The organism is Streptosporangium longisporum, from assembly GCF_039534895.1.
GTDB lineage: Bacteria > Actinomycetota > Actinomycetes > Streptosporangiales > Streptosporangiaceae > Streptosporangium > Streptosporangium longisporum.
In genome coordinates, this window is sequence record NZ_BAAAWD010000007.1 from 41,490 (window position 1) to 58,913 (window position 17,424).

General features: G+C 71.3%; 18 protein-coding genes. 8 read left to right on the top strand and 10 right to left on the bottom strand.

Translation table 11 applies throughout. The features are described 5' to 3' along the window. Positions 1-7: 7 nt before the first annotated feature. The 5 genes from rsrA (at position 8) to ABD832_RS13240 (ending at position 4,549) form a co-directional block, all read left to right on the top strand. Positions 8-274 (top strand): mycothiol system anti-sigma-R factor, encoded by a 267-nt coding sequence (rsrA, locus tag ABD832_RS13220; RefSeq protein WP_344893613.1) that lies wholly within the window; start codon positions 8-10, stop codon positions 272-274. Between the two features lie 51 nt (positions 275-325). After that, entirely contained in the window at positions 326-1,270 is a 945-nt protein-coding gene (locus ABD832_RS13225; RefSeq protein ID WP_344893616.1) for an NAD-dependent epimerase/dehydratase family protein, read from the top strand. Between the two features lie 268 nt (positions 1,271-1,538). Continuing rightward, on the top strand, positions 1,539-2,885 hold the full coding sequence (locus ABD832_RS13230) for an HD-GYP domain-containing protein (RefSeq protein ID WP_344893619.1): 1,347 nt from the start codon (positions 1,539-1,541) through the stop codon (positions 2,883-2,885). Further along, positions 2,882-4,162 (top strand): HD-GYP domain-containing protein, encoded by a 1,281-nt coding sequence (locus ABD832_RS13235; protein WP_344893622.1) that lies wholly within the window; start codon positions 2,882-2,884, stop codon positions 4,160-4,162. The genes ABD832_RS13230 and ABD832_RS13235 overlap by 4 nt, the downstream gene beginning before the upstream one ends. A gap of 174 nt (positions 4,163-4,336) precedes the next feature. Next, a complete protein-coding gene (locus ABD832_RS13240) occupies positions 4,337-4,549 on the top strand; it encodes a biotin/lipoyl-binding carrier protein (protein WP_344893625.1) in 213 nt (70 codons plus the stop codon). Between the two features lie 49 nt (positions 4,550-4,598). On the opposite strand, the gene ABD832_RS13245 is transcribed toward ABD832_RS13240, so the two are convergent. Continuing rightward, on the bottom strand, positions 4,599-4,979 hold the full coding sequence (locus ABD832_RS13245) for a thioesterase family protein (protein ID WP_344893628.1): 381 nt from the start codon (positions 4,977-4,979) through the stop codon (positions 4,599-4,601). A 346-nt stretch (positions 4,980-5,325) separates the two neighbouring features. Here ABD832_RS13245 and ABD832_RS13250 point away from each other — a divergent pair, with 346 nt between their 5' ends. Continuing rightward, entirely contained in the window at positions 5,326-7,128 is a 1,803-nt protein-coding gene (locus ABD832_RS13250) for a serine/threonine-protein kinase (RefSeq protein WP_344893631.1), read from the top strand. Positions 7,129-7,251: 123 nt separating this feature from the next. Here the strand turns inward: ABD832_RS13250 and ABD832_RS13255 are convergent, their stop codons facing one another. The 4 genes from ABD832_RS13255 to ABD832_RS13270 form a co-directional block, all read right to left on the bottom strand. Further along, entirely contained in the window at positions 7,252-8,904 is a 1,653-nt protein-coding gene (locus ABD832_RS13255; RefSeq protein ID WP_344893634.1) for an acetolactate synthase, read from the bottom strand. A 317-nt stretch (positions 8,905-9,221) separates the two neighbouring features. Beyond that, a complete protein-coding gene (gene bioD / locus ABD832_RS13260) occupies positions 9,222-9,944 on the bottom strand; it encodes a dethiobiotin synthase (RefSeq protein WP_344893637.1) in 723 nt (240 codons plus the stop codon). A 41-nt stretch (positions 9,945-9,985) separates the two neighbouring features. Continuing rightward, positions 9,986-10,705, bottom strand: coding sequence for a GntR family transcriptional regulator (locus ABD832_RS13265; RefSeq protein ID WP_344893640.1), 720 nt, complete (start codon positions 10,703-10,705; stop codon positions 9,986-9,988). Next, a complete protein-coding gene (locus ABD832_RS13270; RefSeq protein WP_344893643.1) occupies positions 10,702-11,340 on the bottom strand; it encodes a PLP-dependent aminotransferase family protein in 639 nt (212 codons plus the stop codon). The genes ABD832_RS13265 and ABD832_RS13270 overlap by 4 nt, the downstream gene beginning before the upstream one ends. A gap of 68 nt (positions 11,341-11,408) precedes the next feature. Between ABD832_RS13270 and ABD832_RS13275 the strand changes: the two genes are divergently transcribed. Next, on the top strand, positions 11,409-12,872 hold the full coding sequence (locus ABD832_RS13275; RefSeq protein WP_344893646.1) for a sensor histidine kinase: 1,464 nt from the start codon (positions 11,409-11,411) through the stop codon (positions 12,870-12,872). A 309-nt stretch (positions 12,873-13,181) separates the two neighbouring features. Here ABD832_RS13275 and ABD832_RS13280 read toward each other — a convergent pair whose 3' ends face one another. Further along, on the bottom strand, positions 13,182-13,430 hold the full coding sequence (locus ABD832_RS13280; RefSeq protein WP_344893649.1) for a WhiB family transcriptional regulator: 249 nt from the start codon (positions 13,428-13,430) through the stop codon (positions 13,182-13,184). Positions 13,431-13,709: 279 nt separating this feature from the next. Beyond that, positions 13,710-14,669, bottom strand: coding sequence for a diacylglycerol/lipid kinase family protein (locus ABD832_RS13285; RefSeq protein WP_344893652.1), 960 nt, complete (start codon positions 14,667-14,669; stop codon positions 13,710-13,712). A gap of 77 nt (positions 14,670-14,746) precedes the next feature. On the opposite strand from ABD832_RS13285, the gene ABD832_RS13290 reads away from it, so the two are divergent. After that, positions 14,747-15,145 carry a hypothetical protein gene (locus ABD832_RS13290; protein ID WP_344893656.1) on the top strand — a complete coding sequence of 133 codons (399 nt, stop codon included), beginning with the start codon at positions 14,747-14,749 and terminating at the stop codon, positions 15,143-15,145. A 169-nt stretch (positions 15,146-15,314) separates the two neighbouring features. Here the strand turns inward: ABD832_RS13290 and ABD832_RS13295 are convergent, their stop codons facing one another. The 3 genes from ABD832_RS13295 to sodN form a co-directional block, all read right to left on the bottom strand. Beyond that, the gene (locus tag ABD832_RS13295; protein WP_344893659.1) at positions 15,315-16,094 is read right to left on the bottom strand and encodes an RNA polymerase sigma factor SigF; all 780 of its coding nucleotides are present in this window, start codon (positions 16,092-16,094) and stop codon (positions 15,315-15,317) included. A 17-nt stretch (positions 16,095-16,111) separates the two neighbouring features. Continuing rightward, complete coding sequence (locus ABD832_RS13300; RefSeq protein ID WP_344893661.1) at positions 16,112-16,537, bottom strand: ATP-binding protein; 426 nt, start codon at positions 16,535-16,537, stop codon at positions 16,112-16,114. Between the two features lie 430 nt (positions 16,538-16,967). Then, positions 16,968-17,369, bottom strand: a complete 402-nt coding sequence (gene sodN, locus ABD832_RS13305) for a superoxide dismutase, Ni (protein WP_344893664.1) — start codon at positions 17,367-17,369, stop codon at positions 16,968-16,970. Positions 17,370-17,424 lie beyond the last annotated feature (55 nt).

Sequence of the window (17,424 nt, forward strand, 5' to 3'; positions counted from 1 at the left end):
TGATCGCATGAGCTGCGGCAAGCACCACGACACCGACTGTGCCGAGGTTCTGGACAAGGTCTACAGCTACCTGGACGGTGAGCTCGACGAGGGCAACTGCGCCGACATCCGCCAGCACCTGGACGAGTGTCATCCCTGCCTGGAGGAGTACGGGCTGGAGCAGGTCGTCAAGCAGCTGGTCGCCAAGCACTGCGGCTGCGACCAGGCCTCGGCCGACCTGCGGGCCAAGGTGCTCGACCGGATCGACAAGGTGCGCTCCGAGCTCGCCCGCTGACCTCCTAGGATCTTCCGTACGGCCGTGGCCATACGACAACGGGGGTTCATCATGCGGGTACTCGTGACCGGCGGGGCGGGATTCATCGGATCCACCCTCGTCGACCGGCTGCTGGCCGACGGGCACGAGATCGCGGTGGTGGACGACCTGTCCGGCGGTGGCCGCGCCAACCTGGCCGGTGCCGAGCGGCATCCCGGCTTCGCCCTGCACGTGATGGACGTCCGCGACCCCGCCCTGGCCGACCTGGCCGGTGACTGGAGGCCGGAGGTCGTCTGCCACCTCGCCGCGCAGATCAGCGTCCGCAAGAGCGTGGCCGACCCGGTCCACGACGCCCGGCTCAACGTCGAGGGGACCGCGTCCGTGCTGGCCGCCGCCCACCGGGGCGGCACCCGCAAGGTCGTCTTCGCCTCCTCGGTCGCGGTGTACGGCAGGCCGCAGGTCATCCCGGTGCCCGCGGGAGCGGCGACCGACCCACGCTCCCCGTACGCGGCCTCCAAGCTGAGCGCGGAGATCTACCTGGCCACGTTCAAGGCCCTGCACGGCATCGACTACACCACGCTGGTGCTCTCCAACGTCTACGGCCCGCGCCAGTCGCCCGACGGCGAGGCCGGGGTGGTCGCCATCTTCACCGACGCGCTGCTCAACGGCTCCCCCACCGTGGTCTACGGTGACGGCTCCCAGACCCGCGACTACATCTTCGTCGACGACGTGGTGGACGGTTTCGCCCGCGCCTGCGGCACCGAGGGCGGCGGCGGCCGTTTCAACCTGGGCACCGGTGTCCAGACCACCGACCGGCGGCTGCACTCCCTGATTGCCGAGGCGGCGGGCGCGGCCGACGAGCCCGGCACGGCCCCGGTCCGGCTGGGCGACCTGCCGGCCATGGCCGTCGACCCGGCCCCCGCGCTGGAAGGGCTGGGCTGGCGTCCCCAGACGGATCTGGCGGCCGGTCTGAAGGCCACCGTCGACTGGGCCAGGACCCGCTCCCCGGGCGCCTGACGGGCGTCCCCGGGCGATCGAGGCCCGTCCGGCCGCGCCTTGGACAGGCCCCGGTGGCCGTGTCTCCCGGCGCGCGTGGCGTCGCGTGATTGCTTGGTTACGCTTTGCTTGCGATTGGTCGTCTCGCCCTCGTGCCCGGGCTCGTTTCTGTAGCCTGAGTGCGAAATCGACGTGGAGGAGCGCATGGTGAAGGAAACGGTCAGCCCGAGCTTTCTCGGGATTTCCTGGACCTGAGCGACGCGCCCTTTGGAATCGTAGGGTGGCCGCTGTGCGGGGACTGCCGTGGTTTGCCAAGGTCTACCTGGTCCTTGTCATCGGAGCGGCGTTCGTGCTGCTCGGATACAGCGTCCTGTCGGGCGGCCGTCTGGACCGGCTCGACTGGTCCAACCTCATGGTGCTGACGCTGCTGTTCCTGGTGTGCGAGTCGGTGCCCACGCTGCTGAACGTCCGGCAGGCGGCCGTCTCGGTCAGCTTCTCCGCCGTGCTCGCCGCGGTGGTGCTGCTCGGCCCCGAGGGGGCGGCGCTGGTCGGCGTGACGGCCATGTTCAGCGTGCGTCCCGGCCTCCCGCTGGTGAAACGGCTGTTCAACAGCGCCCAGTTCGCCATCTGCGGCTACGTCGCGGGCCGGGTCTACGTGGGGCTCGGCGGCACGCCCGGGGTGCCGACCATCGCCGGGTTCGACGACATCATCGTGCCGTTCGCGGGCGCGGCGGCCGTCTTCGTGCCGCTGAACTTCATGCTGATCGCGCTCGTGCTGGTGCTCACCGGCCAGGCCGACCAGGTGCCGCTGCGGGGCATCGTCCAGTTCATGGTGTCCTACTTCGGCTACGCCACCTTCGGCCTGCTGATCGCCGGGCTCTGGGCCACGGTCAACTCGATCTCCGCGGTGCTCGTGCTGCTCCCGCTCTTCGTGGCGCGCTGGGCCTTCGGCCAGTACCTCGCCCAGCAGCGCTCCTACGACGCCACCATCGCCGCGCTCTGCCAGGCGGTGGAGACCAAGGACTACTACACGCGCGGCCACTGCACCCGTGTCTCCCAGGCGGCCGGCATGATCGCCGAGGAGATCGGGATGGGGTCGGAGCGGCTGCGCGCGATCCGCTACGCCGGGATGCTCCACGACGTGGGCAAGCTGGGCGTGCCGACCAAGGTGCTGCAGAAGGACGGCCCGCTCAGCGAGGAGGAGTACGCGGCCATCCAGCTCCATCCGATGCGCGGCCTGGAGATCGTGCGCGGCATCGACTTCCTTGACGAGGCGTTCGCCGGGATCATGCACCACCACGAGCGGCAGGACGGCAAGGGCTACCCGATGGGGCTGGCCGGGGACGAGATCCCGGAGTTCGCCAGGATCATCGCGGTGGCCGACGCCTTCGACTCGATGACCTCCGACCGCTCCTACCGCAACGCCCGCCCGCGCGAGGTGGCCATGGCCGAGCTGCGCAAGGGGGCCGGGACCCAGTTCGACCCGGTGATGGTCGTCGCGTTCATCAAGGCCGTCGACCGTGACGGCTGGGAGCCGCCGCGCACGGTCGTCGCGCCCCCGGCCGACGTCGCGGAGACCACCGCCAAGGACCACGACGACCCGACCGTTCCCATCCAGGTGGTGTCCGAGCGATGAACGGCACCGGGAGCGCCCGCGCCTTCCAGTCCCTCGACTCGGGCCAGCTCCTGCTGATCTGCGCGGCCGGGCTGCTGGCGGTGGCCGGGGTGGCGCACACCGCCGCGACCGGGCTGCTCGACCCCAAGATCGCCATCGCCTTCGGCGTGCTGATCGCGATCGGGGAGCTGGCCAGGCTCACCATGCCCGGCAACCGGGAGGTGGCGCCGATCGGCGCGGCCGCGGCGCTCGGGTACACGCTCCTGCTGGACATGGGCGGTGTCCCGGCCCGGCACCCGGCGCTCCAGGTCGTCGCGGTGCTCTCGGTCGGCATGGTCGCCGGGGCCCTGCCGCACCTGGCGGTGGGCCGCCCGCCCCGGCTGGACGCGATGGCGCGCAGGCTGCTCGCCGGGGCCCTGCTCGCGCTGGCCTACCGGCCGCTGGCCGGGCCGCTCTTCGATGTGGCCGTGACCGGGCAGGGCGGTTGGTGGCCCGCGCTCGGCGTGATGGCGCTGCTCATCCTGCTCATGGTGATGGCCGACGTGCTGCTGGCGGCCATGCTCAGGGCTGAGCAGGTGCGCGCCGCCTTCCGGGTCGCCGTCCGCGACGAGCTGCGGATGGCGGCGCCGCTGTGGGCCGCGGTCGCGGCCTCGGGCATCCTGCTCGCGCTCGCCTCGCACAGCATGGACATGGCCGCGCTGCTGGTCTTCGCCGCCCCGCTGCTGGTCACCCAGGTCGCCTTCCGCAAGTACGCCGGGATCAGGGCCACCTACCTGCAGACGGTACGCGCGCTGGCCCGGGTCACCGAGGTCGCCGGGTACGTCGAGCCCGGGCACTCCCGGCGGGTCAGCCGCCTGGCGGTGGCGGTCGGGCGCGAGCTCGGCACGGCCGAACCCGAGCTGCTGGAGCTGGAGTACGCCGCGCTGATGCACGACATCGGCCAGCTGTCGCTGCGCGACCCCATCCCCGGCGGTGCCACGGTGCTGACCGATCCCGCACAGGCGCGGCGCATCGCCGAGCTGGGTGCGGAGGTGATCAGGCAGACCGGGGTGCTGGACCGGGTGGCGGAGATCGTCCGCCGCCAGTGCGACGGTTGCGCCGAGGCGCCGCCGACGGCCAGCCGCATCATCAAGGCGGCCAACGCCTACGACGACCTGGTCGGCGGTTCCACCGACCGCGACCGGGCCGGTGCCGCGCTGGAGCGGCTCAGGCTCGGCGTGGGCCGGGAGTACGACCCGACGGTCGTCGAGGCGATGGCCAAGGTGATCGACAGGCTGGCCCCGATCCACCGCCTCTGATCCACCGGCTCCAGAAGCCCCGATCCACCGGCTCCAGAAGCCCCGATCCACCGGCTCCGGGAGCCCGGAGACGTCCGCCCGCCGTCGGGGAACGCGACATCGGTTCGTCCGGTATGCGTGCGTGATCCACTCTGTCTGGGAGAGTGGGAGAACGCCGAACGATGGGAGTTTCCGGTGGCCGAGGTCCGTGCCGAGATGGTGGCGAACGTCTGGAAGATTCTCGTGGCAGAGGGGGACACCGTGCAGGACGGTGACGCCCTGGTCATCCTGGAGTCGATGAAGATGGAGATCCCCGTCCTCACCGAGGACGCCGGTGTGATCACCACGCTGCAGGTGTCCGAGGGCGACGTCATCCAGGAGGGTGACCTGATCGCCGTCATCGACTAGCCGTGCCCCGGCCCGCGGGGTGGTCCCGGGGATCGTCCCCGCGGGAGGGTCAGCGGGCGAGCCGGGCCAGGAAGCGCTCGCGGTCGACGACCACCCGCTCGATCGTCCCGGTCGCGACGACGTTCTCCCGCCCGCGGGCGGTGAAGTCGAAGGTCAGGCGGCGGCCGTCGACCTCGGTCAGTTCGGCGGTGATCTCGACGTGCGCGCCGACCGGGCTGGCCTCCAGGTGCTCCAGCCGCACCCGGGTCCCCACGGAGGTCCGGCCCGCGTCCAGGGCACCGGCGATCGCCTGGACGGTAGCCTGCTCGGCGAGCGCCAGCAGGCGGGGGGTGGCCAGCACGGGGACGTCCCCGCTGCCGACCCTGGCGGCGGTGTCCTCGCGCTCGACCATGATGAGGAGCCGTGCCTGCAGACCCGGAGCGAGCGTCATGCGAGCCAGCATAGAGTCCGGCGCAGTGATCCCTTAATTCGTGCTTAGGTGCTCTTTGCGTACTCTTGTAGAGTTTTATTGAGGCAAGTCCTGCGTCGCAGGGTGTCTCCGTGACATCGGGGTTCATTGTTCCCGGTGTGACCACTGGTTCACTTCAGGCGCAACGGCCTGCAAGGTGTACAAGTGCCCCCATACGCTCTTGATTTTGTGCGATGCTACGGCACGCGTCATGTATGTGAGCCGTACGGCGAGCAGGGTTTCGTTACAGCGCCGAGACGGTGCCGCGATGCGGATCCGCTTTGTTGGAGAGCTCTGGGGTAGGAGTGGACGGGGTTACGGGGGAGTAATGGTGGCCCAAGGCACGACGCTGGCGGGGCGGTATCGCCTGAGCACCCGCATCGGCGCCGGCGGTATGGGCGAGGTGTGGCGGGGCGAGGACATGGTCCTGGCCCGCACCGTCGCCGTCAAAGTGCTGCTCCCGGGCCGTACGGACGACCCCGGCTTCCTGGTGCGCTTCCAGGGCGAGGCCCGCGCGATGGCGACGATCAACCATCCCGGGGTCGTCGACGTCTACGACTACGGCGTGCACGAGGTGCCCGGCGCGGGGGCGACCGCGTACCTGGTGATGAAGTTCGTCGACGGCGAACCGCTCGACCGCCTGCTCGGCAGGCTCGGGCGCATCGCCCCGGGGGCCGCGATGGACCTCATCGCCCAGGCGGCCTCGGCCCTGCAGGCCGTGCACGACCAGGGCATCGTGCACCGCGACATCAAGCCCGGCAACCTGCTGGTGCGCTCGGACGGCACGCTGGTCCTGACCGACTTCGGCATCGCCAGGTCCGACACGGCCAGCCGGCTGACGGACGCGGGCATGGTGCTGGGCACGGCCGCCTACTGCGCGCCCGAGCAGGCCGAGGGCGCGCCCGTCACCCCGGCCGTGGACATCTACGCGCTGGGCGTGGTGGCGTACGAGTGCCTCGCCGGGCAGCGCCCGTTCGACGGCGACACACCGGTCACGATCGCGCTCAAGCACATCCGCGAGACACCGCCGCCGCTTCCGCCGTTCGTCCCGCCCGCGGTACGCGCGCTTGTGGAGCGGTCCCTGGCCAAGGACCCGGCCCGGCGCTTCCCCAGCGCCGCGGCCATGAGCTCCGCGGCCGGGCAGGCCGCCTTCGAGGCGGAGACCGGCGGCATGGCCGCGCAGGCCGGGCAGAGCGGGCAGGCCGGGCAGGCCGGGCAGGCCGGGCAGTGGGCCGACGGTGCCCCGGAGACCGGCCGGCAGGGTCACCTCCCGCAGGGGTTCGCGACGGGCCGGACCGACTGGCAGGGCCAGGGTCACACCGGGCCGCAGACGGGCCGGCAGGACGCCCGGCCGGGTGGCTGGGACTCCCCGGCGGAAGCCTGGGAGGAGACCCGGGCGACCCACGCCCAGACCGGCGGACGGACGGCGGACGACCGGACGGCCGGGCCGTGGCCCGGCACGCCGGGAGCGGGCCGGGTCGCCGGTGCGGACACGCAGGGCCAGGGCCGGCGCTCCGCCCGCAAACCGCGGGGCCGGGCCGGGCTGGTCGTGGCCTCGGCGGTCGCGGCCGCGATGTGCGCGGGCCTGGTGGTGGTCACGGTGAACGGGATCACCGCCTCCCGCGCCTCCGGGATCGACTCCATGACGAAGCCGGTGATCCCCGTCACCGTGGAGCCGTCACCGACGAGGACCCGCACCACCAGGAGGCCGTCGCCGAAGCCGTCGCGCACCGGCGAGCCGACCAGGGAGGCGCGGCCCGAGCCGACGCCCGAGGCGTCCGGGGAGTCGCCGACCCCCACCCCCACGACGCGGAAGCCGACGCCGAAGCCCGGCACCCCCTCCCCGTCCGTCAGCAAGTCCCCGTCCCCGAAGCCGCAGCCGAAGAAGCGGGTACCTGACACGCTGGGCATGACGCCGCAGGCGGCGAGCGCGGTGCTCGCGCAGGCGGGCTTCAAGGCGACGGTCTTCACGAGCGCCGACATCAAGCCCGACCAGTGCCCGAAGATCGTGGAGTCTCGTCCGGGAGCCGGCGCGATGTGGGACCCGTCCAAGAAGGTGGAGATCACCGCGGCCGGCTTCGAGTGCCCGCCGTCGCCCACGCCGACGACGACGTCCAACGCCAAGTACTGAACCCGGTCCCCGGGAACCCTGAGGACGCGCCGAGCCGGTCACGACCCGTGCCGGCCGGGGTCCTCGCTCCCGTGCGGGTCCCGGGCCCCACCCCGCCGGAGGGGTGCGGGCCCCGGGACCGCCTCAGACGCCCGTGGTGTGGCGGGGGTAGGCCACCGACGGGTCGGTGGCGATGTTGACCATGTAGGGGATGCCGGAGTCGAACGCGCGGCGCAGGGCCGGGCCGATCTGCGACGGGTCGGTCACCAGCTCGCCGCCGCCGCCCAGCGCGGTCACGACCTGGTCGTAGCGGCACTGCGGCTGCAGCTCGGCGGCCACGTCGTAGCCGTAGAGCATCTGCATGGGGTGCTTTTCCAGGCCCCACATGCCGTTGTTGCCGCAGATCATCACGACCGGCAGGCGGTGCCGCACGAGCGTGTCGACGTCCATCAGCGAGAAGCCCGCCGCGCCGTCGCCGAGCAGCAGCACGACCTGCGAGGAGGGCCGGGCCACCCGCGCGGCGATCGCGTACCCCAGGCCGGTGCCCAGGCAGCCGTACGGGCCCGGGTCGAGCCAGTTGCCCGGCTGCTTCGGCTCGACGTACTTGCCCGCGTACGAGACGAAGTCACCGCCGTCGCCGATCACCACGGCGTCGTCGGCGAGGATCTTGCTCAGCTCGCCGTAGATGCGCATCGGGTGGATCGGGTCGGAGGCCGACTCCAGCAGGCCGGCGTCGGCGGCGATGGCGGCCGAGGCGGCCTCGGACAGCTGCGCCACCCAGGGGGCGTAGGTGTTGGGGGAGACGCCCGCGTTGGCGCAGGCCGCGCCCAGGCTCCAGAAGAGCAGGGACAGGTCGCCGGCCGCGGTGGCCGCCGGGTCCATGTGCGTGGTCAGCTGGGACGGCGCGTCGGCCAGGTGGACGACCTTGGCCAGCGGTGCCCCGTCCTTGCCGCCGAACCAGCCGTAGCCGAGCCGGAAGTCCATCGGGGCGCCCGCCACGATCACCAGGTCGGCCTGGGAGAAGGCCAGCCCCCTGGCCCGGGTGACCAGCAGTTCGTGACCGGCGGGCAGGATGCCGCGCCCCTGGCCGTTGGGGATGACCGGCAGGCGGTACTCCTCGGCGAAGGCCCTGGCGACCTCGTCGGCGCGGTCCATCCACACGTCGGAGCCGAGCACCAGCACCGGGCGCTGGGCCTCGGCGAGCAGGCGGGCGACCGTGGCCAGCGAGTCCGGGTCGGGCTCCAGCGGCGACGGGGTCAGCGTCTCGGGCTCCTCCTCCAGCGGGGGAGCGGCCGAGAACAGGTGGTCCATGTGGAAGTCGAGGAAGACCGGGCCGCGGTGCGGGGCCAGGGCCGTGCGGAAGGCCATCTCCACGTCCTGGGCGATGGAGTCGGCCCCCGAGCCGGTGAAGGCCAGCTTGGTGATCGGCGCGAACAGCGGCGGGTGGTCGATCTCCTGCAGCGCGCCCGAACCCCACCGCGACTGCGGGGCGCGGCCTCCCAGCACCACCACGGGGGAGCCGTTGAAGTGCGCGGTGGCCACCCCGCTGACACCGTTGGTGATGCCCGGGCCCGCGGTGAGCACGGCCAGCCCGGGTTTGCGGGTCAGCCGCGCGGTCGCCTCGGCCGCGAAGACGGCGCTCTGCTCATGGCGGACGTCCAGGATGGGCATGCCCTCGTGGACCGCCCCGTCGTAGAGCGGGAAGACGTGCCCGCCGGACAGGGTGAACATGGTCTCGATGCCGTATGCCTTGGAGACGGCGACCGCGATGTCACCTGCGTGCTTGGGAGACTCCATATCGCGCAACCTACCAGTCAGTCACTTAGCCGGACAGGGATTGTTCCCCCTGCCCAGAACCCCCCGCCTAATGCGGACGGCATCTATCCCGTCCATCCGGAAATATCCGGCCGGTACCTGGGCGTGGAGGTCCGCGAGGGCGTCCCCGGAGGCGCCGTTCCGCGCCGTTCCGGGCCATCGCGCGGGGGCCTTCCGAAAACCCGCCCGGAGGACGTCCGGAGGGTCTCGGACAGCGCCTTGATCGGCATTCTCAGGCCCGCGCCGGCAGATCGCGGCGGGCGGTCAAGGGGAGAGCCTGAGGGTGGCGCGGAAGGCGGTCAGGGGGAGAGCCTGAGGGTGGCGCGGAAGGCGGCCGGGTCGAAGCCGCCGCCCAGCGCCGGGCCCAGCCCCGCCCGGGCCACCCGGGCGAAGGCGTCGCGCTCCAGCGACCCGGCCCCCTCGGGCAGGGCCCCGGCCAGCGGGCGGGCGGCCAGCATCTCCAGGTCCGTCACGTTGCTGCGCTCGGCCGGACCCGGTTCGGCCGGCCAGGAGCCGATCACCACCCCGGCCGGTTCCAGCCCGCGGTGGGCCATCGCCTCCAGGGTCAGCGCGGTGTGGTTGAGCGTGCCCAGGCCGGCCCGGGCGACCAGCAGCACCGGCGCCGAGAGCGCCCGCGCCAGGTCGGCCAGGGTCGCCCCCTCCTCGTCGAAACGGACGAGCAGCCCGCCCGCCCCCTCGACGATCACCAGCCGGTGCGAACCGGCCAGCTCCCGGATCCGGGTCGCCACCCGCTCCATGGAGAGCGGCGGCAGACCGGACAGGCGCGCCGCGGCCGCGGGCGACAGCGCGGCGGGGTAGCGGGCCAGCTCGAAGGTGGTCCGCACCCCCGACAGCCGGATGACGTCGTCCACGTCGCCAGGCCCGGTGCCCGGCACGCCGGTCTGCGCGGGCTTCACCACCGCCACGGAGGAGTCCCGCTCCCTGGCGAGCGCGGCCACCGCCGCGGTGACGACGGTCTTCCCCACGCCGGTGTCGGTCCCGGTGACCACGAGAATGCTCACCCGCCACACCTTAGGCGGGCCGGAGCATGGACGGGTGCCGGTCAGGGACGGCGCAGGCGGGTGACGAACTTGTAGCGGTCCCCCCGGTACAGGGACTGGGCCCACTCCACCGGGTTGCCGTCCGCGTCGAAGGCGTGCCGGGTGAGCAGCAGCAGCGGCAGGCCCGCGTCCACGCTGAGCACCTGCGCGTCGTACGGGGTGGCCAGCACGGTCTCGATGATCTCCTCGGCGTCGGTCAGCCGCACGTTGTAGGCGTTGTAGAGCGTTTCGTACAGCGAGGAGTGCACCTCCAGCTCGCGCCGCAGGCGGGGGAAGCGCCGGGCCGACAGGTGGGTGGTGTCGATCGACATCGGCTCGCCGTTGGCCAGGCGCAGCCGGTGGATGCGCAGCACCCGTCCGCCCGCGTTGATGGCCAGGCGGCGGGCCAGCGGTTCGTCGGCGGTGACGTAGCTGATGTCCAGGATCTTGGTGTCCGGTTCCAGGCCGACGGTCCGCAGGTCCCCGGTGTAGGAGGTCAGCTGGAGGACCTGGGCCACCTTGGGCTGCGCGACGAAGGTCCCCTTGCCCTGGATGCGTACCAGGCGGCCCTCGACCACGAGCTCGGACAGGGCCTGGCGCACGGTGGTGCGCGAGGTCTCGAAGCGGACCGCCAGCGCCCGCTCGGGCGGCAGGGCGCTGCCCGCGGGCAGGCTCTTGGTGAGGGTGAGCAGGCTGCGCTTGACGTCGTAGTACTTCGGGATCCTCGGGGAGTCCTCGCTCACATGGTCACCTTCATCTCGGCCACGGCGGTGAGGGCACCCCTGATCACCGCTAGATCATCGGAACTCAGAGTGGCCCGTGCGGTCAACCGCAGGCAAGAGCCGCCGTTCGGAACCGAGGGCGGGCGCGGGACACATTCCACGGCCGCCACGTCGCCGCGCGGGGTGACCGCGGCCCGCGGTGACAGCCGGCGGGCGTCCACGATCGAGGCGTGGCCGCCCGCGCCGGAGACTACCGGCGCGCCGTGGCCCACGGCCACCACGGCGGCCAGGTCGGCCAGGTGGCCGCAGGAGAACCTCGGGACACCGGCCGCGCCGGTGAAGGCGCTCAGACGCGCCTCCAGGCGCGCGTGCAGGGTCGTGGAGCCCGTGACCAGGCGGGAGTGGGTGGAACCGGTGCCCCAGGTGCGGGTGACGGCCACGGCCGCCTCGTCCAGGCGCCCGTCCAAGTGCTCGTTCAGGTGCTCGTCCCCGGTCAGGCGCTCGTCCCCGGCCATGCCGAGGTGATCGCCGGAGGCCGGATCGAGCAGCCCGTCGTCGTCCGGCGTACGGGCGCGCAGGGTTCTCCGCAGGCCCGCCGCGCGCCTGGTGGCCGCCGCCGCGCAGCGCCTGGCCAGGGGATCGGCAGTCTGCTCCATAGGCGGCATCCTTGCAGCCGGGCTCACCCGATTCGCGTTCGGGCCTGCAAAGAACGCATGATGCACGGGTGCCGACTCTAAGCGACCTGGCGGTTCGTCACACCGCGCTCGACGATGCGGACCTTGAGTGGATGCACTCGCTGGTCTCCGACTGGCAGCTCCTCGCGGACCTGTCCTTCGCCGACCTCATCCTGTGGATCCCGCTCAAGGACGGTTCCGGCTGGATCGCCATCGCGCAGATGCGGCCCACCACGGGACCGACCGTCTACCACGACGACATCGTGGGCATGACGGCCGCGAAGGGGGAACGCCCCCTGCTGGAGACCGCCTGGAACGAGCGGCGGATCTGCCGCGAGGGCGATCCCGACTGGTCGAGCGGGGTGCCGGTCCGCGAGGAGACCATCCCGGTACGGCGGGCCGACCACTTCCTGGGCGTCATCCAGCGTTCGACGAACCTCTCGTCCGCGCGTACCCCGTCCCGGCTGGAGCTGACCTACCTGCAGAGCGCGTCCGACCTGGCCCAGATGGTGGCCGAGGGCCGTTTCCCGTTCTCCGGGGCCGAACCGATCCTGGTCCGCTCACCGAGGGTGGGCGACGGGCTGCTCCGGCTCGACCGCGCGGGCCGCGTCACGTACGCCTCGCCGAACGCGCTGTCGGCCTACCGGAGGCTGGGTCTCAACGCCGACCTGGTCGGCGCCGAACTCGGCCGTACGACCGCGACCCTGTGCTACTCCGACGAGCCCATCAACGAGAACCTGATGATCGTCGCCAGCGGCAGGGAGCCCCGGGAGACCGAGGTGGAGTCGGGCGGCACGGTGGTGCAGCTGCGGGCCATCCCGCTGGTCGTCGGGGGCGGCAGGATCGGCGCGCTCATCCTCATCAGGGACGTGACCGAGCTGCGGCGCCGCGAGCGGGAGCTGATGACCAAGGACGCCACCATCCGGGAGATCCACCACCGGGTGAAGAACAACCTGCAGACCGTGGCCGCGCTGCTGCGGCTCCAGGCCAGGCGGCTGCAGCAGCCCGAGGGCAGGGAGGCGCTGGAGGAGGCGGTGCGCAGGGTGGGGTCGATCGCGATCGTGCACGAGACGCTCTCGCACACGCCCGAGGAGCAGGTCGACTTCGACGACATCGCCGACCGGGTGATCGCGATGACCGGGGAGGTGGCGGCGCCGGAGACCCAGGTCGTACCGCGCCGCATCGGGACCTTCGGGGTGCTGCGCTCGGAGATCGCCACGCCGCTGGCGATGGTCCTCACCGAGCTGCTGCAGAACGCGGTCCAGCACGGGCTGGCACAGCGGCAGGGCCGGCTCCAGGTGATCGTGTCGCGCGGGGCCGAACGGCTGGACGTGATCGTCTCCGACGACGGCAGCGGGCTTCCCGAGGACTTCGACCTCGACCGGAGCACCAGCCTGGGCCTGCAGATCGTACGGACCCTGGTGGTGAGCGAGCTGTCCGGGAGACTGGCCGTCGAACCCCGCCAGGGCGGCGGCACCGAGGTCAGCCTGAGCATCCCCCTGCCCGCTCTGTGACCCCCGCCCGCTCTCCGGCCGGGACCGTTCCTCGACCGGACGGCGAAGGTCAGGCCATGATCGCCTGAGCGTCCGCTCGGACGGCCGTTGCCTCAGCGTCCTGCCTCGTCACAGCGCTCCTGCCCTGGCAGCCTCTCCCGGGGACCCCGTGAGCCCGCGCCGACGACTGGACCGAGGAGGAAGAGATCGTCGTGAGGCCGCGCCGACGACTGGACTGAGGAGAGGGGGATCGTGAGGAACGAGCGATCCCCCTCGACGAGGGAAGGAGTTGGGTGCAAGCGGTCTCACCGCGACGCGCCAGCGTCGCAATCAAACCCGAGCGCGCGCCCGGGCGTTGCGGCGCTTCAAAGCGCGTCGCTCGTCCTCGCTCAGGCCGCCCCAGACGCCGGCGTCCTGACCCGACTCGAGGGCCCACTTCAGGCATGCTTCACTGATGCTGCACGTACGGCAGACCTGCTTGGCTTCTTCGATCTGCATCAGGGCGGGGCCGGTGTTGCCGATCGGGAAGAACAGCTCGGGATCCACGTCACGGCAGGCGGCTCGGTGGCGCCAGTCCATGCGTCCACTCCTTCGTAAGAGGAGCCCTTGCGTCGGCTCCGGCGGCTCACTTTGTGAAGAGTTTCACTAACCTGCGCGAACGACGCCCCGGTCGTTGTCCGATCCGGGGTCTGTCCACTTGATCGCCGGTGACCCGAGAGCGAGGTGGCACTCAAAGGTCCTACGTTCCGACGTCAATGTTGAGATTGTCAGCCACGCTCAGTACACGCAAGAGTTTTGGGAGAACGTTTTGCCGGAAATATATGTCGGATGCGTCACACCCTGACGGCACGTAACCAGCTAGACCAGGACTTGTAACGCGGCCGGGATGGAGCGATAGGTGATCTGCTCGACCTCACCGAGGTAGTCACCGTCCAGCTGGAACGCCACCGGCCGCTCCGCGCTGAGGGTGAACTCCTTCTCGTCGTGGAGCTGTACCAGGTGACGACCGGTGGGCAGGGTCTCGCGGTCGCCGATGATCTGGGGCATCAGATGGAGCATGGCGGGCAGGCCCAGCCGCTGCAGACCCAGCAGGTCCAGCCCGGTCTCGAAGCTCGCCCACGGGGTCGGGGAGACCGGCCGCGGGCCGACGTACGTCCAGGGGGAGGTGTTGGAGACGACGGCCATGAAGATACCGCCGGTCCGGGGCACGTCGGGCCCCTCGACGGTCATGGCCGGACGGCGCTTGTCGGTCGACAGATAGTGATGCAGGGCGGTGTTCACATAGCGCGCGGGCGTCGCCTTGCGCCCGGTGCCGCGCATCCCCTCGACCGCCCGGATCACCTCGGCGTCGTACCCCAGCCCGCTGCAGAAGGTGAAATACCTGCTCTGGTCGCCCCAGACCGCCTGACCGAGGCCGACGGTACGCCGCCTGCCGTCGCGGATGGCCTCCAGGATCTCCCCGACGGCCTCGACCGAGCTGTTCGGCAGCCCCAGGGCCCTGGCGAAGACGTTCGCGCTGCCACCGGGGATCGTCAGCAACGCCGGCCGGTCGGCCGCGGTGCCCTGGTCACCGCCCTTGCCGTCCACCGGGTCGAGCAGCCCGTTCACCACCTCGTTGATCGTGCCGTCCCCGCCCAGAACGGCGACCACGTCGTAACCGGAGGCGTGCGCCTCGCGGGAGAGCTGGGTCGCGTGCCCCCGGTAACCGGTCTCCTCGATCGTCAGTTTCATCGTCGCGCTCAGTGCGTTGATCAGCACGTCCCGAGTCCGTTGATTGGTCGTCGTCGCTTTCGGATTCACCAGGAGCATCGCGCGCATAACACCCAGCGTATCCGCCGGTGGTCGGGCGAGGCGGCGGAGAAGGGGGCGCCGGTACCCGGCGATAGGGTTGGCCCGTGCCGAACCGTCCGATGACCCTCACCGTCGCCGCAGCCGTGACGGGGCTGGAAGGCGTGACCGCCGTGATCCTCGGCGGCTACGCCGGTGTGGAGACGGTGGCCGGCCGACCGGCCGACGTGATGAGCTCCGTCGGCGTCGCCGCGTTCGGCGTGATCGTGGGCGTGGCCCTGCTCTGGGTCGCCCGGGGGATGCTGCAGGCCGAGCGGTGGGCACGGAGCCCCGGCGTGCTGACGCAGATCTTCGCCATCCCGGTCGCGGTCACGCTGATCCAGTCCGGCCAGGGGGCTACCGGCTTCCCGCTGATCGCCCTCGCCCTGATCGGACTGGTCGCCCTGCTCTCCCCGCCGACGACGCGCGCGCTCTACGGGGACGAGGACACCTCGTCCGCCTCCTGAGCGTCCACGGCGTGACCGGCCGCGGACGGTCGTGATCCGGCCCCGATCGGCACGGCACGGGACGCGGTACGGCGCGTTTCGGCCGGGGCACGGAAGGCCGGTGTCCCGGCCGGCCGTCGTTCATGGCCGGCCGTCCACGGTCGGTCGTCCGGGTCGGCGGTCGTCCGGGTCAGTCGTCCACGGTCAGGCCCTCGCGGAGCTGGGCGAGGGTCCTGGCCAGCAACCGGGACACGTGCATCTGTGAGATGCCGAGCTCGGTGGCGATCTGGGACTGTGTCATGTTGCCGAAGAACCTCAGCAGCAGGATGCGCTTCTCCCGGGGCGGAAGCCGCTCCAGCAGCGGCTTGAGCGACTCGCGGTACTCCACGCCCTCCAGCGAGTCGTCCACGATCCCGAGGGAGTCGGCGACCGCGGGCGCGTCGTCGTCGCCGGAGTCCGGCGCGTCGAGGGAGACCGTGGAGTAGGCGTTGGCCGACTCCAGCCCTTCGAGCACCTCCTCCTCGCTCATCTTGAGGAACGCGGCCAGCTCGGCCACGGTGGGCGCCCGCCCCTCCCGCTGGGAGAGCTCGCTGATCGCCTTGGTGAGCGAGAGCTTGAGCTCCTGCAGACGGCGCGGCACGCGGACCGCCCAGCCCTTGTCGCGGAAGTGACGCTTGATCTCACCCACGATCGTCGGGGTGGCGTACGTGGAGAACTCCACGCCCCGCCCGAGGTCGAACCGGTCGATCGACTTGATCAGCCCGATGGTCGCGACCTGGGTGAGGTCGTCCAGCCACTCGCCCCGGTTGCGGAACCGGCGGGCGAGGTATTCGACGAGGGGAAGGTGGAGCTCGACGAGCTCGTCACGGATGCGCTGGCGCCGCGGATCATCAGAGGTCAACTCCACCAGCTCGGCGAAGAGCAGGCGCGCACGCACCCGGTCGGGCACCGCGTGGTCGCTGGCGGCCATGGCACGAGTCCTTTCCGTCACGCCGGCCTCGCCGCGCCTCGGCGCTTGCGGAGGACGATCGCCATACGGTCGGGGGAGTCGGTTACGGCATCCACATCGTCGGCCAGGGCGGTGAGCACCATCCACGCGAAGTCGTCACGCTTCGGCGGGGTGTTCCCCACCGTGCCGACCTCGACGCGTACCTTCATCAGCTGGCCGGTGAGCTCGAACTCGGCGGTCAGATCGGTGCCGGGAACGGCCTGGGTGAGCAACATCGCACACGCCTCGTCGACCGCGATCCGAAGATCCTCGATCTCGTCCAGCGTGAAGTCCAGCCGTACCGCGAGCGCGGCCGTGGCCGTGCGCAGGACGGACAGATAGGCACTCGCCGCCGGCAGCCGGACGCTCACCACGTCACGGATCTCGCCCATGCCGACCGCGGGCGCCTCGGTGTGTTCGGTCACGTTCCTCCTCGCAGAGTCGCTGACTGCAACCTACAGCCCTGAGGCGCCAGTTGGCCCGCTTGGACTCGCGATCAGGGCGATTTGAGGGCGTTTATTGGTGATGTTGATGGTGTCTATCGCGACGGTGTTTCATGGCGACGCTTCGCGTCGCGGTGAGGGGTGCTCATGGCGACGCTGCGCGTCACGGTGAGGCCGCTCTTACCCGGCTCCTTCCCTCGTCGAGGGGGATCGTTCGTTCCTCACGATCCTCCTCTCCTCGGTCCAGTCGCCGGCGCGGCCTCACGGGAGTCCCCATGAGGGTCCGCCGGGGCATGAGGCCTGCCGGAGAGCCCTGACGGGGCCCTGGGAGGGCTCCTGCCCGGATCAAGGGAGCGCCGGGGCGCTTCCCCGACCCGGACAGGGTGATCAATATGAGGACGCCTCCCGAGGGTCAGGCGGCCTTGGTCTCCCAGAAGATCTTGGAGATTTCGTCGATCTTGGCGAGCAGTTCGTCGGCCTTGGCGACGTCGGTCGTGCCCTTGCCGCCGCCCGCACCGGCGAGCTTGGTGGCCTCCCAGAACAGCTGGTGCAGCTGCGGGTAGGTCTCCAGGTGCGGGGGCTTGAAGTAGTCGGTCCACAGCACCCACAGGTGGTGCTTGACCAGCTCGGCCCGCTGCTCCTTGATGATCAGCGCACGGGTACGGAACGCCGGGTCCTCGTTGGCGGCGTACTTCTCCATGATTGCCTTGACCGACTCGGCCTCGATACGGGCCTGGGCCGGGTCGTAAACGCCGCAGGGCAGGTCGCAATGGGCCGACGCGGTGTGCTTGGGACGCAGAAGTCGTGCGAGCATCGGAATCCTTCCTTGATGCCAGGTACTGAATGGTCCGTTCAACGACCTTACTCGT

Bases quoted from the DNA above. Each gene is read 5' to 3' on its own strand.
- rsrA (WP_344893613.1), top strand. From the start codon at position 8: ATGAGCTGCGGCAAGCACCACGACACCGACTGTGCCGAGGTTCTGGAC.
- ABD832_RS13225 (WP_344893616.1), top strand. From the start codon at position 326: ATGCGGGTACTCGTGACCGGCGGGGCGGGATTCATCGGATCCACCCTC.
- ABD832_RS13235 (WP_344893622.1), top strand. From the start codon at position 2,882: ATGAACGGCACCGGGAGCGCCCGCGCCTTCCAGTCCCTCGACTCGGGC.
- ABD832_RS13245 (WP_344893628.1), bottom strand. From the start codon at position 4,979: ATGACGCTCGCTCCGGGTCTGCAGGCACGGCTCCTCATCATGGTCGAG.
- ABD832_RS13250 (WP_344893631.1), top strand. From the start codon at position 5,326: ATGGTGGCCCAAGGCACGACGCTGGCGGGGCGGTATCGCCTGAGCACC.
- ABD832_RS13255 (WP_344893634.1), bottom strand. From the start codon at position 8,904: ATGGAGTCTCCCAAGCACGCAGGTGACATCGCGGTCGCCGTCTCCAAG.
- ABD832_RS13270 (WP_344893643.1), bottom strand. From the start codon at position 11,340: ATGGAGCAGACTGCCGATCCCCTGGCCAGGCGCTGCGCGGCGGCGGCC.
- ABD832_RS13280 (WP_344893649.1), bottom strand. From the start codon at position 13,430: ATGGACTGGCGCCACCGAGCCGCCTGCCGTGACGTGGATCCCGAGCTG.
- ABD832_RS13285 (WP_344893652.1), bottom strand. From the start codon at position 14,669: ATGCGCGCGATGCTCCTGGTGAATCCGAAAGCGACGACGACCAATCAA.
- ABD832_RS13295 (WP_344893659.1), bottom strand. From the start codon at position 16,094: ATGGCCGCCAGCGACCACGCGGTGCCCGACCGGGTGCGTGCGCGCCTG.
- sodN (WP_344893664.1), bottom strand. From the start codon at position 17,369: ATGCTCGCACGACTTCTGCGTCCCAAGCACACCGCGTCGGCCCATTGC.